Raw genomic sequence first — 21,291 nt, 5'->3', positions numbered from 1 at the left:
TCTGTACCCTCGACGCAAACCATACAGTGCCCGTTGATGCCCGATGAGCCTAAAGCAGGTCTTGGGCGGACTGCCTGCCGGCAGTCGCCGGTTGAGGCCCGACAGCTCTATCCGCCTGACGATAGCCAGCCATAGACAGACTGGCACCGCTTTCCTCGCATCAAACCGACGTTGAACAGCTTGGAGAGCCGATTTACATAGGTACCTAAACTCTTAGCCATTGGGAGGTAGCTATGATCGAAGGTCGTACAGCCTTGGCGCAGGCGGTGGTTGACGCCAGCTTCCAGTCTCAGCACCGCTCTAGGGCCTACATTGCCTCAATTCGTGGTGACATAGCTCAAACCCGGCGTGCAATCGCCGCGTCGCATGAGCTTCTAAAGCGTTTTCGCCAGCGTAACATAGACGAGGCTGTCAGAGAGGCTGAGTGGCACCGGGTATCCGCGTTCGACGCGGACATTCTGCGCAACGTCTTTAAGGATTTGGTCTCGGAAGGGAGCGTGTCCAAAAGCGAATGGCGCAATCTGGCTACGAGCCTCGTCTACGAGTTTACCGACTGCGAGCGGGTTGAAAGTGCCTTGGTCGATTGGATCATTAAGAGGTAACGCGCTTCCACAGCATGGAACGAACGAAGCCCCGGCGCTTTAGTCTGCACCGGGGCCTTTGACATGTACGAGCTACTCAGCATGTCAGGCATATACAATAGGAGGCCCGGCGGGTTGAGGGGGACTCATTGCCGAGCCTGGCTGGTGGCGACACCGCCGACTTGGAATCGTCGCCAGCTTACAGAACAATAGCATTGTAAGCGTCGGGCTGGCTTCATTCGAATAGACGAGCCGAGAACCTCACCAGCAGCAGAACCAATCGCGCGCTCTCCCGAGTTGCGAGTTAGTGACTTGCCACTGACGTGGGCAGAAGGCCCGCCTGATCACCTAGATCAAGGCTGCAAAAGCATACTATCATAGCGTCCTGCCCGAAAAAGGGGCTCGCCACAGTCTCAGGTTCGCGATTCGCTCAGACCATGAAGAGGTCGGAGTGAATCGTGCAGGGGGACGGACAGACGGGCGAACTGTTCAGCTACGTCGCTCTCGGGGCTCGGGTGCGGCGCGACCATCCGTTGCGCGGTGTTAGGGCGATTGTGAATGAGGCGCTTTCCGCGTTGGAGCGAGGGTGGGGCGGCCGTCTTTCCGCCGGGCAAGCAGCTGCTTTTGCAGGCGCTTTGCCGGGTATGACCCCTGGCCTGCCTGACAGACACTTATGGTTGTGATGGACTGTGTGCTCTCTGGAAAGCACCCGCTCCTAATCGAGATGCTGGTCGCAATGACTACGAGGGCGGGGTGATTTATGTTGCCGGCCCTAGTCATCTGGACCTATCAGAGCCCACTGACCTTCTGGCGATGCGGCTGAAGCGGTTAATGATTGAGTTCGGCCATGGCATGAGCCCGCGCCGGCTGAGCTGGAAGCCGTGTCCGCTGAAGCCGAAGGCGTGAAACCATGAGCTGCCGATCCCCTCGAAACTACGCCACAGCCCACCCGGTGTATCGCTCTGCGTGAGCGCCCCACAGGGGGGCAGAGAGTCAATATCGGAACATTAGGGTTCTCTAAGGGTTCTCTCTCAGGCGATGTTTCCAAATCCATGATCGGTATCGCGATGGAAGTGGTGTTGGCTTTTGATTTCGTCCATTTTCTTGGACTGACCCCGAACGAACTTCTCGTCGGCGTCGTATCGGTGGCGGCTTGCTTGCTGCTTTTAAATGTTATGGCGACGAGCCGCCCAAATCTATAAGGCCCCATCGTTAGACCGGCCTGGAGGAGGGCGCCCATACGTTCGGTCTTTCGATCGGCGACGCGGTCCAGAAAGCCCGCCCACGATAACCTAAACAAAGTAGCCAACCGGCGGAATGCCTATGAAGAAGACTACCAAAAGCCTAAGCTGGCCGCTGACCCGCTCGATGACCTCTGCTTGAACTGCGTCAAACCATTATGGTCAGTTCAATTCTGGTCGTGAGCCATACCGCAAATTCGATCATCGCGATGATGGCAGCGTATTCCAACAGAAGGCGCTTTGAGGGCATTCGAACCACGGAGCTCACCTGCGCCTCGTAGCGACCGCAGCCGCTTCAGGTTCATACGCCGTCCAACTTCCTCGGCCTTTCGCCTTTGCCTGATAGAGTGCCTAATAACACTTCATTCGGACCATGCCCCGCGGCGTGATTGGCAGCAATGCCACCGCTGTCGCTAAAACCAGCCCGATGGCGACCGCGTGGCGGAGCCCTGGTGTGCCGGCGGAACGGGTGGTGGTTTCGTGTGTTCTTACTGACTGGAGGCAGGGAGCAAGGTTCATGGTGGCACCTCGAGCAGTTTGGAAGGGTTTCCTGAAGGTCGGGTCGGTTTCGTGCGGCGTGAAGATTGTCGGTGCGACCAGCGAGGCCTCCAAAATCCATTTCAAGATTTTGAACCGTAAAGATGGCCTGCCTGTCAAAAGCGCGTATGTGGATGAAGAGACCGGCGATGTCGTTGAGAGCGAACACCAGGTCAAGGGTTACGAGGTGGACAAGGACCATTTCATCAAGGTCGAACCGGACGAGATCAAGAAACTCAAGCTGACATCGGCCCACACCCTCGAGGTCGATTCATTTGTCGCCATCGAAGACGTCGACACCCGATATCTGGAAAAGCCCTATTACCTGATCCCGGCGGACGGCGCTTCCCTCGAAGCCTTTTGCGTTCTTCGCGACGCGATGGCCAGCAAGCGCGTGGCTGCGCGCTCTTGCGTGGTGCTCTACCAGCGCGGCCGGGAGGTGCTGATCCAACCCTTCCAAAACGGGATGCTGCTGACCGAGCTGCGCACTCACAACGAGATGACGTCGGAAAAGTCCGTGTTCAATGGCTTGGAAAGCCCCAAATACGACGAAGACCTTCTTGAGATCGCCGGGCTGCTGATCGACAAGAAGGTCACCAAGTTCGATCCATCGAAGTTCGAAGACACATATGAGGACGCCTTGATCGCCATGATCGACGCCAAGCGCAAAGGCAAAGCCCTGCCCAAGCCGGCGCCGGCGCCAAAAGAGAACGTCATCGACCTGGCCTCGGTGCTTCGCAAGAGCCTGGCCAAGGAGGGCATTAAGGGCAGCGCCAATTCCAAGGGCCGAAAGTCGGCGTAGAATGCTGCGTAATCCGCCGCTCGGCATTTGCTCTGCCGCCGTTCCGTCGCAATGCCGCAGCTTGGCGCGATCGGCCCGCGGCCTCAAGGATGGTTCTCAGATGATACTCAAGTCGTAGCCAAGTTCGGCAACCACGGCTGAGGATTTCGAGGTGATGCTTGCTCGATGCCGATGTCGAGGGGCAACCACCGCTTTATGGCAGGCAGTCGGGCTCATGACAAACTCCGCACGTGCTCGATAGCCTGGCGCAGGCGTCGGATACCCGCTTCGCTCTCGGCCCTGTTGCAGGCGGCATAGCCAAGCACCAGACCATTGCCGGACGATGCCCAGTAATATTTCGAAAGCGGCGATGCGTTGACACCGAATTTGTCGGCGCATTGCACAACCGCCCGATCGTCGCAACTTACGTGAAGCGAAGCAACGACCTGGATTCCGGCTTCCGCCGCCGAAAGGGTCATGTGATCGGCCAGTTCGGTCTGGCACAATTCGTAGAAAAACTTCCGGCGCTCGGCGTAGATGCGCCGCATGCGCTTGAGGTGGCGGGTCATGTGGCCTTCATCGATGAAATCGGCCAGCGCCGCCTGCAGCAGGAGGGGTGCGAACTGCCCAGTGGTGCTCAGCGCATGCGGAATGCCCTCGCACAAGGCGGCGGGCAAGACCATGAACCCCAGCCTGAGCGCCGGAAACAGCAACTTGGCAAAAGTGCCGACATAGATGACCCGGTCAGCGTAATCCATGCTCTGTATGGCTGGGACCGGCCTTCCCTGAAATCTGTACTCGCCGTCGAAATCATCTTCGATGATCCAGGAATTGTTGCGCTCGGCGATTTCAAACAACCGCAGCCGCTGGTCCATGCGCATCGTGATCCCCAAGGGATGCTGGCAGGCGGGCGTCACATAGATCAGGCGCGGTGAAATCTCGGGCTGGCTCATCTGCCAGCCATCGCGGTCGACCACAAGCGGCACAATTTTGGCGCCAGCGACGGTGAAGGTCGCCTTGGCCGCGTAATAACCCGGTTCCTCCAGCCAGACCGTGTCGCCGGGATCGAGCAGCAGACGCGCCAGCAGATCGAACGCGGCCTGCGCCCCTGTCGTTACGACGATCTGTTCGGGAGAACACCGCACCCCCCTGGCCGAGATCAGGTAGCCGGCAATCGCTTCCTTGAGCGCCGGCAGGCCGGTCACATGATAGGTGCCGAACAACATGTCGGCGCCAAACGTTGCCCGGCGTGCGAGCAGCCTGCCCCAGACGCCAAACGGGAAGTTTTGCGGGTCCGGCATGCCCGGATGAAAGGCAAAGCGTCCCGGCGATCCGTGATGGAAGGGTTGCTGCATCAGGCTTTCGCCACGCCTGGAAAGCGGGCGATGGATTGCCGTGGCCACGGGTTTGCTGCCTTGATCGGTCGAGTTCACGGGCAGGTCGACGACCACCGGGCGCGCGCCCTGCCGGCTTGCAAGATAGCCTTCCGTCGCCAACTGGTCATACGCACCGACGATAGTATTACGGGCGAGGCCCAGATCCTCGGCCAGCGCGCGCGTCGATGGCAATTCCGATCCGGGCGCCAGGCGACGCCCACGGATCATCGCGGCAATCTGCCTGTAGAGCTGGCGATGGATGGGTTCATCGATTGTCCGATCGATGATCAGCGCATCCATCGGAAAGCCTTGGCGCTTTCGCCTCGATACCTGCATGGACAAGCCTCGCGCTATGAGAGCGGATCGAGCTTAGATGAGCGGCGCGCGAAGTGAAACTGGCACCTTCACTTCTCACCGAACTGGCTCTCGCGATGGAGACAGATCGGCGCTTAAATGAAAGAGGGGACAACGGGCCCAGACAGACCACAAGCGCCTTCACCGACCTGAGTGGCTTCGGAGGCGCGCCAGCAACTGGTCCGGCCTGTCCGATGAGGAACGATGATGGCTGTCCGCATAGGCATAAATCCGATTACCTGGAGCAATGACGACGTGCCCGAACTCGGCGGGGATACGCCACTCGAGGTCTGCCTTTCCGAAACGGCCGAAGCCGGCTACGCGGGAACGGAACTCGGCGGCAAGTTCCCGCGTGCCAGCAAGGCGCTGGCCGCGGTTCTCGCGACCCATGGCCTTGAACTGGTCTCGGGCTGGTACGATGGTCGGATCTGCGAAAAGGAAGTCGAGGAGGAATTCGACGCCATCCTGCCGCATTTGACGCTGCTGCGCGACCTAGGCGCCAAACACGTCGTCTACGCCGATACGTCGCGCGGCCGCCATGGCGCCATTCACGATCCGATCTCGCAGCGTCCCAAGCTTGCCGACGACGAGTGGAAGTCCTACGGCAACAAGATAACGCGACTGGCTGAACGGTTCGCCGATTTTGGCGTTGGCATGGCCTTTCACCACCACATGGGCACCATCGTCGAGACGGATCACGAGATCGGCAGGCTGATGGCCGGCTCAGGGCAAGCCGTCGGCCTCCTCTATGACACCGGCCATTGCGTGTTTTCCGGCGGCGATCCCGAGACGTTGCTGCGGCGGCATGTCGGCCGCGTCGTCCACGTGCACTGCAAGGATGTGCGACCGGATGTGCTGAAGCGCGCTCGCGCCCTGGATATGAGCTTCATGGGCGCGGTGATGGAAGGCATCTTCACCGTGCCCGGAGATGGGTCCATCGACTATTTGACGCTTTTGCGGCTGCTCGCCGACAATGGCTATGCCGGCTGGCTGGTGGTCGAGGCCGAACAGGATCCGGCCAAGGCCCACCCGCTCACCTATGCGACGATGGGCTATCGCAACCTGCGCGATCTGGCCCTCAATGCCGGTTTCGAGGTCAAGGAACGGGAGACCTGATACACTTACGGCGCGCCGGGGAGCGGCAATGAGTTCTGTCCTTTACCAAAGTGTGGTCAAGAACTATGGCGCGCTGAACGTCTTGCGTTCACTTGACCTTGCCGTCCCCGACCACATGTTCCTGGCCCTGCTCGGTCCTTCGGGTTGCGGCAAGACGACGGCGTTGCGCGTCCTTGCCGGTCTCGACATGCCGAGCGCCGGCAAGCTCTTCATCGGCGAGCGTGACGTTACCCGGCTGCAGCCGCGCGACCGCGATATCGCCATGGTCTTCCAGAGTTACGCGCTCTATCCGCAAATGACGGTCGGCGAGAACATCGGCTATCCCTTGTGGATCCGCGGCATGCCGGATGCCGAGCGTCGCGTCAAGATCGACGAGGTCGCGGCGGTTCTCGAGATCGGGCACCTGCTTGATCGCCTGCCGCGCCAGCTCTCCGGTGGCCAGAGGCAGCGCGTGGCGCTAGCGCGCGCAATCGTTCGCGATCCCGCGGCCTTCCTCATGGACGAGCCGCTGTCGAACCTGGACGCAAGGTTGCGCTTGACCATGCGCGGCGAGATCAAGCGGCTTTGCCAGCGGCTCGGCGCAACCACCCTCTATGTCACCCACGACCAGGTCGAGGCCTTGACCATGGCGGACTTCGTCGCGGTGATGCACGGCGGGGAGCTGCAGCAGATGGCGGCGCCAACCGACATATACGACCGCCCGGCCAACCGTTTCGTCGCCACCTTCGTCGGCAATCCACCGATGAACATCCTTCCAGTCATACTGGCCGACCAAGGCATCGCGATCGGCGGAACTCCGGTTGCGATTCCCGCCGCCCGGCTTGCGGCGTGCCGCGCGGCGCAAGTGGTCGAGACCGGCCTGCGGCCGGAAGACATGAGCGTTTCAGAGCCAGGCGCGCCCAACGCACTGCCCGGCGAGATCTATGTCGTCGAACCCATGGGCAACGAGACGTTGGTCAACGTCCGCCTTGGCGGCGGCAATGTCTCTGTCCGCGCTGGCCGCGACTTCAGGGGCGCGGTCGGCGCCAACATCGCGGTCACTTTTGATGTGTCGAACGCATGCTTCTTCAATTCGGCCGGCCTGACGGCCGTCCACAGGGTCAACAGTGATGGAGAGTGAAATGACGCAGTCCAGCAGAAGCAGACTTACTCGCCGCTCCGTACTCAAGGGAGGACTTGGCCTGGCGCTTGCCACCACCGCCCTTACCGCAATCGGCCTGCCCGTCCCGGCGAGCGCGGCCGGCAAGAAGGTGATCATCGGCGCTTTCGCCGATGGCGGCCTGACGCCGTTCAAGCAGAAGATCATCCCGCTGGCCAAGGATGCCGGCTTCGATATCGAATTCCTGGAGGATGAATACGGCGTGACGCTGGAGAAGTGGTTCGCCGACGCCAAGAACAGCGCCGGCCAGTACGATCTCTACCTTCTCGACGATCCATGGGTGCCGCAGTTCGGCGCGGCCAATGTGCTTGAGAATCTCGGCGCGGCCGGCATCGACGGCGGCGACAAGGATTGGATCGGCTCGATGATCGACATGGGCTACTGGCCGCCCCAGAAAGGGCCGCGCGTGAAGGGTTTTGAAACTGCCGCGCCGACGCTGATCTGCGTGCCGTTCGTCGGCGATCTGCAGACGCTGACCTACCGCAACGATGTCTACACGAGCGGCGCGCCGAAAACCTGGGACGAGGTCATCGCCAAGGGCAAGGAAGGCGTGGCAGCGGGCAAGATCAAATATCCGGTCGTGTTCCGCGGCGTTTCCGGGAATCCGATCGTGACCAGCTGGTACCCGGTCTTCCTGTCATTTGGTGGCTCCTTCTTCGACGACAAATGGAACCCGGTCTTCAATTCCGCCGAAGGCAAGGCCTCCGCCGAATTCTTCGTCGGCACCATGAAGCAGAACGCGCCGAGCGGCGTCGTCGAATTCGACTCGGACCAGGAAGGTGCGGCGATCCTGGGCGGCGAAGCAGGCGCCATCATCCAGTATTCCGGCAATGCGCTGAAGGCCGACGATCCGACACAGACCAAGGTGGCGGGCAAGCTCGATTTCGGCATCGTGCCGAAGCAGACCGCGGCGATCGCCCAGATGGGCATCTTCATCGCCGGCATTCCGAAATCGGCGCCCAACAAGGCCAATTCGGTCGAATTCCTGAAGTGGTATGTCAGCGCCGACATCCAGGCCAAGCTCTCGGAAGCAGGTTCCATTCCGGTCAAGCGCAGCGCCTTCGGCATTGCCAAGCCAGGCAACCGGCTGATCCCTGTTGCCTTGCAGCAGCTCGACGCCGGCGCGCTGCCGCGCCCGCGCACGCCCGACTGGGCCAAGGTCGAGGAACTACTCGGCATCGAACTCAACAAGGCGCTGCAGGCCGGCTCGGGTGGCGGCGCGGCATTGGACAATGCCGCCAAGCAGGTCAAGGACTACTTGTCTTCGGTCGGCTACTACTAGTGGGAAATGGCGGGATGCGGAGCCGCAAATACCGTCTGCAGGGGGCGGGGCTCGACCTCGCCCTCCCTTATCTGATGCTGGCGCCGGGCCTGTTGATCGTGCTCGGCGTGCTCGTCTATCCCTTGTGGGACGGCCTGCGCGCCAGCACCAAGGCCTATCGCTATGGGTCGGTCGTCGCCGATGTCGGCATGCAGAACTACATCAAGCTATGGAGCGATCCGCAGTTTCTGAACGCGCTCTGGGTGACGATCGAATTCGTCGCCCTGTCGGTCACCTTCGAGGCGATCCTGGGCTTTGCCCTGGCGCTCTTCTGCCTGCGCGAATTTCGTGGCATCCGCTTGCTCAGGACGATTCTGATCATCCCGATGGTGATCACGCCGGTCGTCGTCGCCATCGTCTTCAGGCTGATCTATGCCAGCGACGCCGGTATGCTGACGGCAATCTCTGAGTGGACGGGCGGCGGCCAGGTGCAAATCCTCGGCAGCCCCGTCAAGGCCTTCTTCGGCCTTGTCGTTCTCGATGTCTGGGAATGGACGCCATTGATGTTCCTGATCCTCCTGGCCGGCCTGCAGTCGCTGCCGCACGAACCCTTCGAGGCCGCCCGCGTCGACGGCGCCGGCAACTGGCGGGTGTTTGCCGACTTGACCTTTCCGATGATGCGGCCCGTGCTGGCGATCGCGATCGTGCTTCGAACGATCGACGCCTTCGGCACGTTCGACCAGGTGTTCGTGCTCACCCGGGGCGGACCGGGCGAGGCGACGCGGCTGGTCTCGATCTATGGCTACGACACTGCCTTCAAGTTCCAGCAGACGGGCTATGCGGCAGCACTTTTCGTCACGATCGGACTGGTCGTGCTTGCGCTGGCCTTCAGCGCCGTGAGGCTTTTGCGCAGGGTGGACGCATCATGAACAGTCATCTGACCCGCATCGGGGTGATGAGCGCGGTGCTGGCCATCGTGCTGTTGCCCATCTACTGGCTGGTCTCGACATCGCTGAAGTCCAATCGCGAAATCACCCAGGAAGGCACGCTTTATCCGCATGTTCCGACACTGGACAATTACGTCAAGCTGTTCACGCAGAAGCAGTTTGGCGCCTATCTGACCAACTCGCTGGTGGTGACGTTCTTCTCCGTTGCGATCGCCCTGGTGGCCGGCGCGATGGGCGCCTATGCGATCGCGCGCTTTCGCCTGCCTTTCGCGATGGAGCGCAAGATCGGATTGTTCCTGCTGACGCTGCGCATCGTGCCGCCGGTCGTCATCCTGATCCCGGTCTACCTGCTGATGCTCAAGCTCGGCCTGCTCGACAGCTGGGTGGGTTTGATCGCCACCTACACCGCGTTCAACATCACCTTCTGCGTCTGGATGATGGAGAGCTTCTTTCGGGAGATCCCCGTGGATCTCGAGGAAGCCGCCATGGTCGACGGCGATTCCCGTTTCGGTGCGTTCCGGCGCATCACCTTACCGCTGGCGGCACCCGGCCTCGCCGCGACCGCCATCTTTGCCGTGCTGGTCACCTTCAATGAATTCCTGTTCGCGCTGGCTCTGACGGCCACGCCCCGGGCGATGACGATGCCGCGCGGCACCGCCACGCTGATCGGCCGCATTGACACCGACTGGGCCTCGATGTCGGCGGCCGGCGTCATCGGCGCGTTGCCGATCGTCTTCTTCGCGCTGCTGGTGCAGCGCCATCTGGTTCGCGGGCTGACCATGGGAGCCGTGAAATGACGACGCGACCCGGCAGCCACCCACCTCAATCAAGTCGCCTCGGCCACGAACATGGCAGCTCGGCACCACGTGGCGTTTCAGGGAAATCAAACGCATGATCGATGTCTGTCTATTTGGAGCGGGCCTCATCGGCCAGGTGCACGCAGGCAATCTGGCGCGCCATCCCCGCGTGCGCCTGCGCTACATCGTCGATCCGAACACCGAGGCGGCCTCGAAGGTCTCTGCCCTGACAGGAGCCGAGATCGCCGATACCCAGATCGTGATGAATGACCCATCGATCCGCATGGTGTTCATCGCTTCGGCAACGAGAACGCATGCGGATCTGGCCATGGCCGCGGCCGCCAACGGCAAGGCGATCTTCTGCGAAAAGCCGATCGATCTTGATCTCGAGCGCACGGACCAATGCCTGGCGGCTGTCGAGAAGGCAGGTGTGCCGTTTCAGATCGGGTTCAACCGTCGGTTCGACCCGAGTTTTCGGGCGCTGAAGGCGCGCCTGGCGCAAGGCGAGATCGGCGCCGTTGAACAGGTCATCATCACCAGCCGGGATCCCGAACCGGAAACCGAGGAAGCGCTGGCTGGAGGAGGGGGCGTCTTCCGGGAGATGACCATCCACGACTTCGACATGGCACGAAACCTGTTGGGCGAGGAGCCGGTCAAGCTCTTCGCGACCGGGTCGTCACTTGTCGCGCCGCAATATGCCAAGCTGGGGGACTATGACACCGCGATGTTCGTGCTGCGCACCGCGTCCGGCCGGCAATGTCACATCAACAACAGCGTCAGGGCGGCCTACGGCTACGACCAGCGCATCGAGGTACATGGCGCGGATGGGATGCTGCGGGCCGGCAACAGACTGCCGACATCGGTCGAGATATCAGGCGCAAAGGCGACATCGCGCGACAAGCCCTATTACTTCTTCGTTGAGCGCTATGCCGAGTCCTATGCCGCCGAGATCGATCATTTCATCAGCTGCGTCGAAACAGGGCGACGGCCCGACGTCACGGCAAGCGACGGCCGCAAGGCCATGATCCTGTGCGAGGCAGCGCTTGCCTCCGCCAAGTCGGGCAGGTTCGAGACCGTCAGATTTTAGTACAATCGACAGGAGGAGCTTCCAGATGAAGATCGGGATGATTACGGACAGCCTCGGCGACCTCTCATTCGACCAGATGTTAGCCGCCGCGGCCGAACTTGGACTTCAGACATTGGAGTTCGCCTGCGGCAACTGGTCGTCGGCGCCCCACATCAATCTGCAGGCCATGCTCGCGAGCGCTGCCACGCGCAAGGAGTTCGTCGCCAAGATCCGGGATCACGGGCTGACGATTGCAGCGCTCAACTGCTCGGGCAATCCGCTGCACCCGGGTCCGCATGGGAAGGTCCATCATGGCGTGACACAGGACACCATTCGGCTGGCCGGCCTGATGGAGATCGATCGTGTAGTCATGATGTCGGGCCTGCCGGGCGGACCAGGTGACGCTCACCCGAACTGGATCATCACCGATTGGCCACCGGAATGCCTCGAGATCCAGCGCTACCAGTGGGAAGAGCGGATAATTCCCTACTGGCGCGACCTCGTCGCGTTTTCCAACAACCTCGGCATTCACAAACTATGCCTGGAACTGCATGGACATCAGGCCGTGTACAATGTCCAGACTTTGTTCAAGCTGCGTAACGCTGTCGGAGAGACGGTCGGCGCCAACTATGATCCCAGTCACCCGCTGTGGATGGGGGCGGATCCGATTGCCGCCGTTCGCACGCTCGCCTCGGCAATCTACTATGTCCACGCCAAGGATACACGGATCGAGCCCATCGCCGCGGCCATCGACGGCACGCTGGATCCACGTCCACCAAACCTATATGCCGAACGAGCCTGGAATTACATCACACTCGGTTACGGTCACGGTGAGACCTGGTGGCGGCAGTTCTGTACCGCGCTCAAGCAGGTCGGCTACGACGACGTCTTGTCAATCGAGCACGAGGACATGATGCTGACCCCGATGGAAGGAATGCGGAAATCCGTTGCGCTGCTGCGCAACGTCGCAATCAACCTTTCTTAATCATCCGTAGAGGACGTTAAGGCCGGCGATTGTATACTCAACCGGATTCTGTCGATGACAGGTCGGCACGGAATTTGTACGCCTTCGGACATGCCATTGCGCCCAGGCCCGCTAGGGCGCACGTTCTAACAGTCACCGGCCAGTCCCTCAAAAGCCGGCAGATGGTCCGGCCTGCGAACTCCTGCGTCACTCGCGAGCAGGCCGGACTATTCTCCTGGAGTTCCGCGATGGCGCTCTATGGTTTCGACGTCGATGACAACGGAACCATTTTCCACGACTATGAGGGCAAGGGGTGTCAGCACATTCCCGCTGTCAGGTATGAAGCGATTAGAGCCCTCGCAGAGATGACAAGGGATGCGCTTCCAGATGGCGATCACCACAAAATGGTGATTGTGGTGCGCGATGAGGGCGGCGATTCGGTTTTTCGAGCGAGCATCGTTTTCAATGTCGAGGCGGAACGTTCGTCGTGTGCTTCGCTATCATCGCCGGACAGCCACGCCTGAACAACGGCATAGACTGGAGCCATGGAACCGTGGGAGCCTCACGATTACTTCAATGTGAGCGCGCGTCTCTATCAGCAACGGGCGGTTGCACATGTTGAGGAATTGCGCTCAGACATAGAAGAGACGCGCCGCGTAATCGAGGAATCCCGCAAGCTCCTAGATCGGCTTGCCGGCAAGTCAGGCGCTATCGAGCCGTAAGGGAGGCTCTATCCTGTTAACAGCCTGTCGATAACGTAGGGTCACATTACCGATCACCAGCCTTTTTCGAATTGTCGCCTTTTGGCGGCGGCGCCTTCGCCACTTTCTTAAGTGCCTCATTCAACGGCTTTTCGGAATTGACCGTTTCGATCTGCCGCGCCAGATCGCGGAACTACTCAACTTGCCTCTTTTCCTTGTCGCGCGAGCGCGTGGCTATTCCGATCCTGCTCCTCTGGAACTTTTCAGGTAGCGCATAGTTTGGTTTTGACCAAAGAGGAGAAGATCATGCACAAGGATGAAATCAAGGGCTCAGCTAAGAAGCTGCGCGGCGAGATAAAGGATAAGGTCGGAAAGGCCACGGGCGACGACAAACTTCGCGCTGACGGAGCTGCCGACAAGGCTGAAGGGAGCCTGCAAAAAGGGGTTGGCAAGGCAAAGGACGCGGTTCGGGACGCTTTGAAGGATTGAACGCCGGGCTGACGAAGCGGTGGGGAAAGCCGCGACAGACGTCCCGAAGATAGACACAACTTCGGGCGCCCAAGTGTCACCGGAAACTCACCCCCTCAATTGCGCAACCGCCGACGCTTGCCGCGCCACACTCGAAACTTATTCGACCTGCCGTCTCAGGAAGGCAGAAGGGCGAGCGCTTGGACAACCCCAATCGCAGGTAAATAGATTGAGATCGCCTGCGGCGTTGATCATCAGCCCGCCTCAGGCCGAATCCCAATCGCCTTCGATGCTTCATCTAGAGCTGCCGCCCGTCCTCAAGCGCGAATAGGCGTCGAAATCCGAGATGAACGGATGATGACCGATCCAAGCAAGGTGTTGGTCACCGCAATCGGGCATACTCGTCACGCCTGTCCCTTATTTTCCGGACGAAAGTCACGACGACGCCTGTGCTCCGGTGTTGTCGGTTTACAGAGAATGGAATGGCTTCGGCTAAGCTCAATGGCTGCCCCAGGCACGAACAGAGCCGATGTTGAGAAAATAAGCCGCGCGCCTTGTCCGCCGTAGCGTCCTGTTTGCCGCGGAACCTGGTTTCCCAGGCAACATAAATTTCGCGCACTCACAAGCCGTTGAAGCCGCGCCTGATTTGAGGCCTCGGCCGCGTTGGGCATCACCACTGGTGCCCTGATCCGGCGCCGGCGTCAACGCGTAGTGGGTGCGAGGACCATCATCAATCGATCGCCAAAAACCATAAGAATCCCGCCGAAGACATGTTTCATCCGGAACATATCAGGGAACGACTGGTTTGGTGGAGGCAGTACACCACAACCAAAGGAGATTCTCCATGATTGCAAAACTTCTCTCCGCCACGGTGCTTGCGGCCGCTCTGGCTACCTCGGCCATGGCTCAGTCGAACGGTACCGGATCCAACGGTTCAGGCTCGACGTCCGGCACCTCCAGTGGCATGAATGGCGGCAATGGGACCGGCACTGGCACCGGCACTGGCTCTGGTGGATCGGTAACGCCCACTGACCCGAACGCAACCAATTCGACAACCGCGCCGAACGGCATGGCGGACCGCTGCAAGGATGCCGCGGGCAACGACATCGACAACAACACCGCCTCGGGTGCGACAACGTCGAACATGCAGAACTGCAACAAATGAGCCGTTGGCTCGGAGCGCCGCCCCAAGTCGTCCTTGTCCCCGGGGCGACTAATCGGGCGGCGTTCTTACTGGAATGAGTAGGCGCAGATAAGCCGACAGGCCGTCAGGCAGGCGCCGTTCGCCTTCTATGGGTGGCAGGCGTATCGGCGGCTGTGGTCGTTGCCTCGGCAGTCTATGCCGCCGGCTTCGTTCACAGCAACAGTCTACGAGAAACCACCATCCTGCAGGCGTTGGTGCGGACTGACCGCGCGTCCCGGCGATGATCCGCAATGGCTGTGGCGGATGTCACGAAATTCCCGGATAGAGGTCGAGAAGAGTGCGTCGAAGCTCATGGCACGCCCTCGGTGTCCTGGCCCTCCTGGATGGATTTCGCTGTCCTATGCATCCATCATCGATTTGGCCGGCTCACGCGCGATCCTCAATGCGTTCGTGACCCGGCGTCTCCGGCAGGGCCTGTCAGGAAAGCTCCGGTGGATTGGGCCGAACCGGTGAATCCCGAGTTGGTTCCTTCGTCACAAGAAAATCGTGACATGTTGGAAAGCGGCCGCCGGGTACCTTGCCGGGAACCCCCCGCTCATCATGACCAGCAACCGCAACATCATGGGAGGCGTCGGCCGGTCTGGCACCAAGCTTGGTCCATAGTTCGCTGGATACGAAGTGTGTTCAGGTGTGGGGGAACATCGGCGATCAGCCGTCGTTAAGACGATTGTGAGAGAGAGGACACCGCCATGTCAAAATTCCAGGCCGCCACTGCGGACCGTCTGCGGCAGCTCAAACTGGAAGCGGCAGCTCACTTCACCCCGATAATGCTGCACGAAGCATTGCTGCGGCTTTCCCACGCCGGTGGCGGTGAAAGCCTTGAGCGGTTCGAGAAGGCCATGGTCGTTCAGATCGAGGCGACGAAGGACGATCGGCCCGATTTCGAAACGATGAAGGAATTCGCGATCGAGCAGCTTTATGCCTTGATCCGGGAAGCGAACGATTCGCCAAAGAAGAAACAGCCCCTGGAGAAGATGGACACGCGCAGAACGCACGGCCGCTCGGAAGAACCTCAGACGCTCGAGGATCAACTGCAGGCAGGATTGGAGGATTCTTTTCCGGCAAGCGACCCGCCCGCGGTGGTGTCCACCACCATTCCGGGCCGAGCAAAGAAGCTGGTCGGGACCGACGAGGTCCTGCAAAAGCAGCGACGACAGGCGGCTGGGAACGACAGCCAATCATAGGTCGCTTCCCAATTGAGGCTTGACGGTGACCGAGGCCGCAGACGCGCGGCGGCGTCAGTTCATTCCGTGCCATCAAAGCTTGACGGCCGCCTCCCGCGCCCAAAGCCGCAGTTTGCGGCAGGCCTGCACAAATGTCTTCACGGAAGCTGCGGTATCAAGCCCTATCAGGCCCTCATCGGCATCGGGAGCGACGCCCGTCTTGGCCAGGAGAGGCTCGGCTGCCGGTGTGAAGCCGATGAACTTGCAATGCGCGAAGGCATCGGACACAAAGTCCTTCGCGGCCGCCTCGTTGAGCAGCATCTCGGCACCTTCCTCGGAGAGGAGCAGCACCACGGCGTCGAACAAGACAGACGGGCCGCCGTCGATCATGTGCCTGGCCTCGATGTGGGTGCCGTCAGCCGCGTCGACGCCACCCACCTTGGGCGCAACCACCTCCATCACCGCGCCTTCCGCTTCGATAGCGCAGCGGAGTTGTTCAAACAGTGCAGCGTCGGCTCCGTTGCTGAGCAAGACGCCGACTTTGCGGCCTTTGAAACTGTCCGGCCCGTTTTCAATGATGCTGAGCGCCGGCGACGGCGGCAGGTCGTCGCGCGTCGGAACGGGTGCCTCCGCGGGTTCGGGCATATCGCGAATGCCGAGCTTGCCAGCCACGGTGGTCGCCAGGGTTTCGTCGATGTTCAGCAGATGCGAAACCATGCGTTCGCGAATCGCGGGTGCCTGGACCTTGCTTAATTCGAACGTCAGCGCCATCGCGATGTGACGTTGCTCCGGTGGTGTCTGGCTGTTGAAAAATTGCCGGGCCTGGCTGTAGTGATCGGCGAAGCTTTCCGCCCGCAGGCGCACCTTCTGCCCTTCTTCGGCAACGGCGAAGGAACGGAAGCCGCGTTGCGGATCCTCGCGCGGTCCTAGCCTCCATGAATTCGGTTCATAGTTGGCGCGACCGACCGGATTGCGCATGGCCATGTGCCCATCCTGTTGGAAATGGGCGAACGGGCACTTCGGCGCATTGATCGGGAGATGGGTAAAGTTCGGGCTGCCCAGCCGTTTCAACTGTGTGTCGAGGTAGGAGAAGTTGCGGCCCTGCAGAAGCGGATCGTTGGAGAAGTCGATTCCGGGCGGCACGTTCTGCGTCATGAAGGCAACCTGCTCGGTCTCGGCGAAGAAATTATCCGGCATCCGGTCGAGCACCAGCCGCCCGACCGGGACGGGTTTGAGTACCTCTTCCGGAATGATCTTTGTTGCATCAAGAATGTCGAAATCGAAGCTGTCGGCAAATGCCTGATCGAACAGTTGCACCGTCAACTCCCATTCCGGGAAATTGCCGGACTGGATGGCGTCCCACAGATCGCGACGATGAAAGTCGGGATCGGCGCCATTGATCTTGACCGCTTCGTTCCAGACCACCGATTGCATGCCGAGCTTTGGCTTCCAGATGAATTTGACGAAGGTGGATTCCTCTTTCGCGTTGACGAAGCGGAACGTGTGCACGCCAAAGCCCTGCATGAAGCGGAAGGAGCGCGGGATCGCCCGATCCGACATGATCCACATCACCATGTGCATCGATTCCGGCATAAGGCTGATGAAGTCCCAGAAATTATCGTGCGCTGTCTGGGCTTGAGGGAAGGCCCGGTCCGGCTCCTGTTTGGCGGCATGGATCAGATCGGGAAACTTGATCGCGTCCTGGATGAAGAAGACCGGAATATTGTTGCCGACCAAATCCCAATTGCCCTCCTTGGTATAGAGTTTGACCGCAAAGCCGCGCACGTCGCGTGCGAGATCGAACGAGCCTTTGTTGCCCGCGACCGTCGAGAACCGCACGAAGGCTGGCGTCTTTTCGCCGGCCCTCTGGAAAATATCGGCATGTGTGTATTTGGCCAGTGACTCGTAGGTCTCGAAATAGCCATGGGCGCCATAGCCGCGGGCGTGGACCACCCTTTCCGGGATGCGCTCATGGTCAAAGTGGAAAATCTTCTCGCGAAAATGAGAGTCCTCGATCAGCGATGGTCCGCGTTCGCCGACCCGTAATGTGTTTTGATCATCGGAGACAGGAATTCCGAGCGCCGTGGTCAAGGTGGGCGTCTCACCCCCCGCGATCTGATGCAGTTCCCCGCCGTTTCCCCGCGCGCTATCCTGTTCCAGTCCACTTGCCGATTGGCGAGCGGAGCGACGGGCGGATTTGGCCATGAACAGAATCCTCGATTTGATGCTGGAAAGAAGTACTCAGGGCATCAAACTGGCGGTGCGCGGCTTTGTTCCCATAAAAAGAACCGGTGCGCGCGCACCGAAAAAGGCGTCATCTGTGGAGATGGCATCCGCCGAGGAATGACAGCTATTTCGACCTGCGCGGAATTTCTGAACAGTTGTCTCCAGCGAGAGGAACGAACCAAACTTCCATGCATTTAGCAGGGGCTGCGTTCATATAGTCATTCTTCTCGGAGCTGGACCATTGTCATCCGGAGGCTACATCTTGGCCGACCAGGAAACAAATGAAGTTTCCATCGTTGAGCTGATACCGGCCCTGCGGGCTTTCGCCCGTACTTTCTGCCGTGTCCCCGACGATGCCGACGATCTGGTGCAGGAGACACTGACCAAGGGTCTCGCCAACATCGAGAAGTTCGAACCTGGCACACGCATGAAGTCGTGGCTCTTCACCATTATGCGCAATACTTACTACACGCGGATCAAGATCGCCGCCCGGGAAGCGCCAGGCCTGCTCGACTGTGCATCTTCCAGACCGATTTCGGAAGCCACGCAGGAATGGAGCGTCCAGAGCAAGGAAGTTCACGGCGCCATTCAAAAGCTACCCGAACATCAACGCGAGGTTCTGATGCTGATCGGCGTTCTGGGAGTGAGCTATGAGGAAACGGCCGAGATATGCGGTTGCGCGGTAGGGACGGTCAAAAGCCGACTGAACCGTGCCCGCGCCAACATCCTCGAATTGCTCGGGGAGAGTTCGCTGCAGACATTGATGGAAAGGCGAAATCATCTGTCTGATGGTCAACTCGACATCGAGGGTGATAGGCGCGGATAGTTAGTTCTTCACGTCACGCCGACGCTTCTCGACCAGCGCGTTTTGCAGATCTATTGCCAGCTTCATCAGCCGGTCCGGAATTTTCTCCTGCTCTATCGCAGACAGGAGAGAATGTATCTCCTGATCCATCGCCAAACCGACACGCGGGTCTACCACGGTATCATCGCTCGAACGAGACATCATGTTCCCTTGATAGACAGCGGCCCCTTAATCTATGTGTGGTGATAAATGCCCGACATTACAAGCCGATGTCCACCGCCTGGCACGGTTGCCAGCGGCGCTTGCACAGGTTTATTTCCTGGCCTTGCGGTGGCGCGGGCCAAGAATGCGGTGCGGCGTTCAATCCTTCGGCAATTGGTTCGCGACATGATCCTGATATTGATCGCACTCCGTCCAGTCCGCGCTCATCGCTGTGCTGTTTCTTGTCACGATTGGAGAGAACGGCGTTTTCTCCGATCTTTTGGTCAGGTTTCATCGCGCCGGCGCCGGTACCCTTGCCCTGGCCGCCCAGATCAAAATGTTTTTGCAGCCGGATGTCATGATTTCCTCCTTCGGATTAGGGCATTTTTCAGTGCCTCTGGTTCGGTGTCCGAACTGGCGTCGCGCAGTAATGTTCCGCCGCCACGAGTAAGCAGGAAAGCGTCGCCATCCCATGACCGAAACGGCTTCTCGCCATTGATCACAACCCGCAATTGGTGAGCTTCCGCCAGACGACTGACATCGGCGCTGTCCAAAAAAAACGATCCGCGATAGGAATAGTTCAGCACGGCCAGCCAGCCTGGCCGTTTCAGAACGCGCGCAATCTCATCGAAATGCCGCTCAGCCATGCCGGCCAAAACCAGATAAGGAAAGCTGTCGACCGCCAGCACGCAATCGAAACTGCTGTCATCGAATTCGGCCAAATCGAGGCCGGAGGTTTGCCGCAATTCGACGTTGCGCAGCGCGACGCACCGCTCGGAGGCAATGGATATCATCCGCGAGGATATATCGATGCCGACCATCCGATTGAAGGATTTGGAAAGCGCATGCTCGAAACGGCCGATGCCGCAACCAATGTCCAGAATATTCCGGCTGGTGCCGGTGAAGTTCTGCTCCTCGAGCCAGGCAACGATTTCGTCGGTCGTGGCTGACAGCCTGTCCTCATCGCCAAGCGATGCGAGCTGGACACTTGCTGTCCCCGAAATCGCTGCCGCCGCATCGAAGCTCGAGGCCAGCCGCATGACGACGGCGGCATCCGTCTCGTTGTCGTCGCGAGCGTGCCGAACGGCAGCGCCTGTCGCTCGCAACGTGGCAAAGGAGCCTGGTTTGCGGCGAAGCAGCCCGGCTACCTCTTGCAGTCTTTCCCCATCTCGCCAATCCGACGGAACGATATCCAGCACGATCTCCGCCAGCTCCCCCGCCCTGATCCCCGTCTGCGGATGAAGCGCCAGCCTGGCGACGACGGCTTCGGCGCAAACGCCATCCGCCATGCAGTCTTCGACGGCTAATTTAATCGCTCTCCGGCGCTGGGCGGATTCCGGCCAGGTTGCACTCATGACGTCAGCTCCGCGTCCAGACCCTGCGCATGGTCCACTTATCGATGGCGCCCCAACCATATTTGTAGGCCTCCTGACCGCGCAGGAAGTCGAACTCGCGCGCACCTTCGCGGATCGACTCCGCGATCGCGTGGCCGATCAGGATCGCGCCTGGGCTCTCTTCGGCATAGTCAGGGTCGAAGCCGCCGAGATAGGCATAGGCACGACCGCGATGATGAAGGCCGTAATAGGCGCCGACCGTCCTTCCGTTGATCGCGAACAGCCAGCACCTGACCAGACCGCGAGCGTCGAGCAAGGGAAGCGAGCGCCTGTGGAATTGCTCTACGGGGACGTCGGCCAACAAGCCACCTCCGCGTCCTGCCCAGCGTGCGTCATGCAGGCGGATCAACTGATCGAGGAAGGTTTGCGGATTGCCTCGTGCCGACGACAGCGCGATCCGGCCGCGTCTGGACGCAGCCTGTCGCGCCCGTCGCAGCTGGCGCCTGCGTCGGGAAGGCACGCAGCCCGCAAGGGTTTCGTCGCCGGCAATGGCAAGCACGGGGCAAGCGCTATGAGCGGCTGGCCGCCCTGCCTTCAGATCGGGATGTGAAATCGCAAGACCGGCGCCGCCTTCCGGCAAATCCGACAAGGTCCATTGAGACCATTCAACTGAAAGGATCTTTTCGGCAATAGCGGCGACGACCGTTGCTTCGGTACCGGGAACGCACAGGATGTCCAGATAGTCGCTGAGCGAAATGCCGACCGGAAGCAATTTCGAGCCGGCGATCCCGTGCTCGAGATAGAGCGGCGCCAGCCCTATCAGATCGCCTCCGCGCCAGACCGCGACCGTCGCCAGGTCGCCGGGCGCGAATGTGCGCCACCATGGCACCAGCCAGGCGGGAGACTGAAACGGCGTCGCCGAGGAACTCTGCTCCCACAGTTTCCACCAGTGTGGCGCAAGGGTATCGAATTGCCCCGGGTCATCGATGATCTCGCTGCGCAACACCAG

At 60.3% G+C, this 21,291-nt stretch carries 21 protein-coding genes and 2 pseudogenes; 17 read left to right on the top strand and 6 right to left on the bottom strand.

Features of this window, described 5'->3' with window-relative positions:
- Positions 1–233: 233 nt before the first annotated feature.
- The 4 genes and pseudogenes from C7I87_RS02920 (at position 234) to C7I87_RS02910 (ending at position 3,161) form a co-directional block, all read left to right on the top strand.
- Complete coding sequence (locus C7I87_RS02920; RefSeq protein WP_149902773.1) at positions 234–602, top strand: hypothetical protein; 369 nt, start codon at positions 234–236, stop codon at positions 600–602.
- A 434-nt stretch (positions 603–1,036) separates the two neighbouring features.
- Positions 1,037–1,165: pseudogene (locus C7I87_RS02915) on the top strand (IS5/IS1182 family transposase); the annotation flags it as partial.
- Positions 1,166–1,633: 468 nt separating this feature from the next.
- The gene (locus C7I87_RS35080; protein WP_188393706.1) at positions 1,634–1,783 is read left to right on the top strand and encodes a hypothetical protein; all 150 of its coding nucleotides are present in this window, start codon (positions 1,634–1,636) and stop codon (positions 1,781–1,783) included.
- Between the two features lie 556 nt (positions 1,784–2,339).
- Positions 2,340–3,161, top strand: a complete 822-nt coding sequence (locus C7I87_RS02910) for a non-homologous end joining protein Ku (protein ID WP_149902795.1) — start codon at positions 2,340–2,342, stop codon at positions 3,159–3,161.
- A 212-nt stretch (positions 3,162–3,373) separates the two neighbouring features.
- Here the strand turns inward: C7I87_RS02910 and C7I87_RS02905 are convergent, their stop codons facing one another.
- Complete coding sequence (locus C7I87_RS02905; protein WP_246696155.1) at positions 3,374–4,816, bottom strand: rhizopine catabolism transcriptional regulator MocR; 1,443 nt, start codon at positions 4,814–4,816, stop codon at positions 3,374–3,376.
- 261 nt (positions 4,817–5,077) lie between these two features.
- On the opposite strand from C7I87_RS02905, the gene iolE reads away from it, so the two are divergent.
- From iolE to C7I87_RS02850, 11 genes are all read left to right on the top strand, one after another.
- A complete protein-coding gene (gene iolE, locus C7I87_RS02900) occupies positions 5,078–5,986 on the top strand; it encodes a myo-inosose-2 dehydratase (protein ID WP_149902771.1) in 909 nt (302 codons plus the stop codon).
- Positions 5,987–6,014: 28 nt separating this feature from the next.
- Positions 6,015–7,106: an ABC transporter ATP-binding protein gene (locus C7I87_RS02895; protein WP_149902770.1), complete on the top strand. Its 1,092-nt coding sequence runs from the start codon at positions 6,015–6,017 to the stop codon at positions 7,104–7,106.
- Between the two features lies 1 nt (position 7,107).
- Positions 7,108–8,427 carry an extracellular solute-binding protein gene (locus C7I87_RS02890; protein ID WP_188393705.1) on the top strand — a complete coding sequence of 440 codons (1,320 nt, stop codon included), beginning with the start codon at positions 7,108–7,110 and terminating at the stop codon, positions 8,425–8,427.
- A 14-nt stretch (positions 8,428–8,441) separates the two neighbouring features.
- On the top strand, positions 8,442–9,335 hold the full coding sequence (locus C7I87_RS02885) for a carbohydrate ABC transporter permease (RefSeq protein ID WP_149902768.1): 894 nt from the start codon (positions 8,442–8,444) through the stop codon (positions 9,333–9,335).
- The gene (locus tag C7I87_RS02880; protein WP_149902767.1) at positions 9,332–10,150 is read left to right on the top strand and encodes a carbohydrate ABC transporter permease; all 819 of its coding nucleotides are present in this window, start codon (positions 9,332–9,334) and stop codon (positions 10,148–10,150) included. Before C7I87_RS02885 ends, C7I87_RS02880 begins: the two co-directional genes overlap by 4 nt.
- Before the next feature lie 94 nt (positions 10,151–10,244).
- Positions 10,245–11,237 carry an inositol 2-dehydrogenase gene (gene iolG / locus C7I87_RS02875; RefSeq protein ID WP_149902766.1) on the top strand — a complete coding sequence of 331 codons (993 nt, stop codon included), beginning with the start codon at positions 10,245–10,247 and terminating at the stop codon, positions 11,235–11,237.
- 25 nt (positions 11,238–11,262) lie between these two features.
- Positions 11,263–12,201: a sugar phosphate isomerase/epimerase family protein gene (locus tag C7I87_RS02870; protein ID WP_149902765.1), complete on the top strand. Its 939-nt coding sequence runs from the start codon at positions 11,263–11,265 to the stop codon at positions 12,199–12,201.
- A gap of 227 nt (positions 12,202–12,428) precedes the next feature.
- The gene (locus tag C7I87_RS02865) at positions 12,429–12,704 is read left to right on the top strand and encodes a DUF6894 family protein (protein WP_149902764.1); all 276 of its coding nucleotides are present in this window, start codon (positions 12,429–12,431) and stop codon (positions 12,702–12,704) included.
- Between the two features lie 483 nt (positions 12,705–13,187).
- A complete protein-coding gene (locus tag C7I87_RS02860) occupies positions 13,188–13,370 on the top strand; it encodes a CsbD family protein (RefSeq protein ID WP_149902763.1) in 183 nt (60 codons plus the stop codon).
- An 823-nt stretch (positions 13,371–14,193) separates the two neighbouring features.
- Positions 14,194–14,514, top strand: a complete 321-nt coding sequence (locus C7I87_RS02855; protein ID WP_149902762.1) for a hypothetical protein — start codon at positions 14,194–14,196, stop codon at positions 14,512–14,514.
- A gap of 728 nt (positions 14,515–15,242) precedes the next feature.
- Positions 15,243–15,737 carry a hypothetical protein gene (locus C7I87_RS02850; RefSeq protein ID WP_149902761.1) on the top strand — a complete coding sequence of 165 codons (495 nt, stop codon included), beginning with the start codon at positions 15,243–15,245 and terminating at the stop codon, positions 15,735–15,737.
- 72 nt (positions 15,738–15,809) lie between these two features.
- Here the strand turns inward: C7I87_RS02850 and C7I87_RS02845 are convergent, their stop codons facing one another.
- Positions 15,810–17,921, bottom strand: a complete 2,112-nt coding sequence (locus C7I87_RS02845) for a catalase (protein ID WP_149902760.1) — start codon at positions 17,919–17,921, stop codon at positions 15,810–15,812.
- Here C7I87_RS02845 and C7I87_RS35075 point away from each other — a divergent pair.
- Together C7I87_RS35075 and C7I87_RS02840 are read left to right on the top strand one after the other, a co-directional pair.
- A complete protein-coding gene (locus C7I87_RS35075) occupies positions 17,920–18,063 on the top strand; it encodes a hypothetical protein (RefSeq protein ID WP_188393704.1) in 144 nt (47 codons plus the stop codon). The two genes, C7I87_RS02845 and C7I87_RS35075, sit on opposite strands and share 2 nt — an antisense overlap.
- A 141-nt stretch (positions 18,064–18,204) precedes the next feature.
- On the top strand, positions 18,205–18,768 hold the full coding sequence (locus C7I87_RS02840) for a sigma-70 family RNA polymerase sigma factor (protein WP_149902759.1): 564 nt from the start codon (positions 18,205–18,207) through the stop codon (positions 18,766–18,768).
- On the opposite strand, the gene C7I87_RS02835 is transcribed toward C7I87_RS02840, so the two are convergent.
- The 4 genes and pseudogenes from C7I87_RS02835 to C7I87_RS02820 all read right to left on the bottom strand — a co-directional run bounded on the left by C7I87_RS02835 (position 18,769) and on the right by C7I87_RS02820 (position 21,288).
- A complete protein-coding gene (locus tag C7I87_RS02835) occupies positions 18,769–18,948 on the bottom strand; it encodes a hypothetical protein (RefSeq protein WP_149902758.1) in 180 nt (59 codons plus the stop codon).
- 159 nt (positions 18,949–19,107) lie between these two features.
- Positions 19,108–19,303, bottom strand: a pseudogene (locus tag C7I87_RS36690) (hypothetical protein).
- 1 nt (position 19,304) lies between these two features.
- On the bottom strand, positions 19,305–19,988 hold the full coding sequence (locus tag C7I87_RS02825; RefSeq protein WP_246696154.1) for a class I SAM-dependent methyltransferase: 684 nt from the start codon (positions 19,986–19,988) through the stop codon (positions 19,305–19,307).
- Positions 19,989–20,307: 319 nt separating this feature from the next.
- Positions 20,308–21,288, bottom strand: coding sequence for a GNAT family N-acetyltransferase (locus tag C7I87_RS02820; RefSeq protein ID WP_246696153.1), 981 nt, complete (start codon positions 21,286–21,288; stop codon positions 20,308–20,310).
- Positions 21,289–21,291 lie beyond the last annotated feature (3 nt).

This window comes from Mesorhizobium sp. SARCC-RB16n (genome assembly GCF_008520305.1).
Taxonomy (GTDB): domain Bacteria; phylum Pseudomonadota; class Alphaproteobacteria; order Rhizobiales; family Rhizobiaceae; genus Mesorhizobium.
The sequence above is the reverse complement of the archived record's forward strand: the minus strand, read 5'-3'. Positions and strand labels throughout refer to the sequence as shown.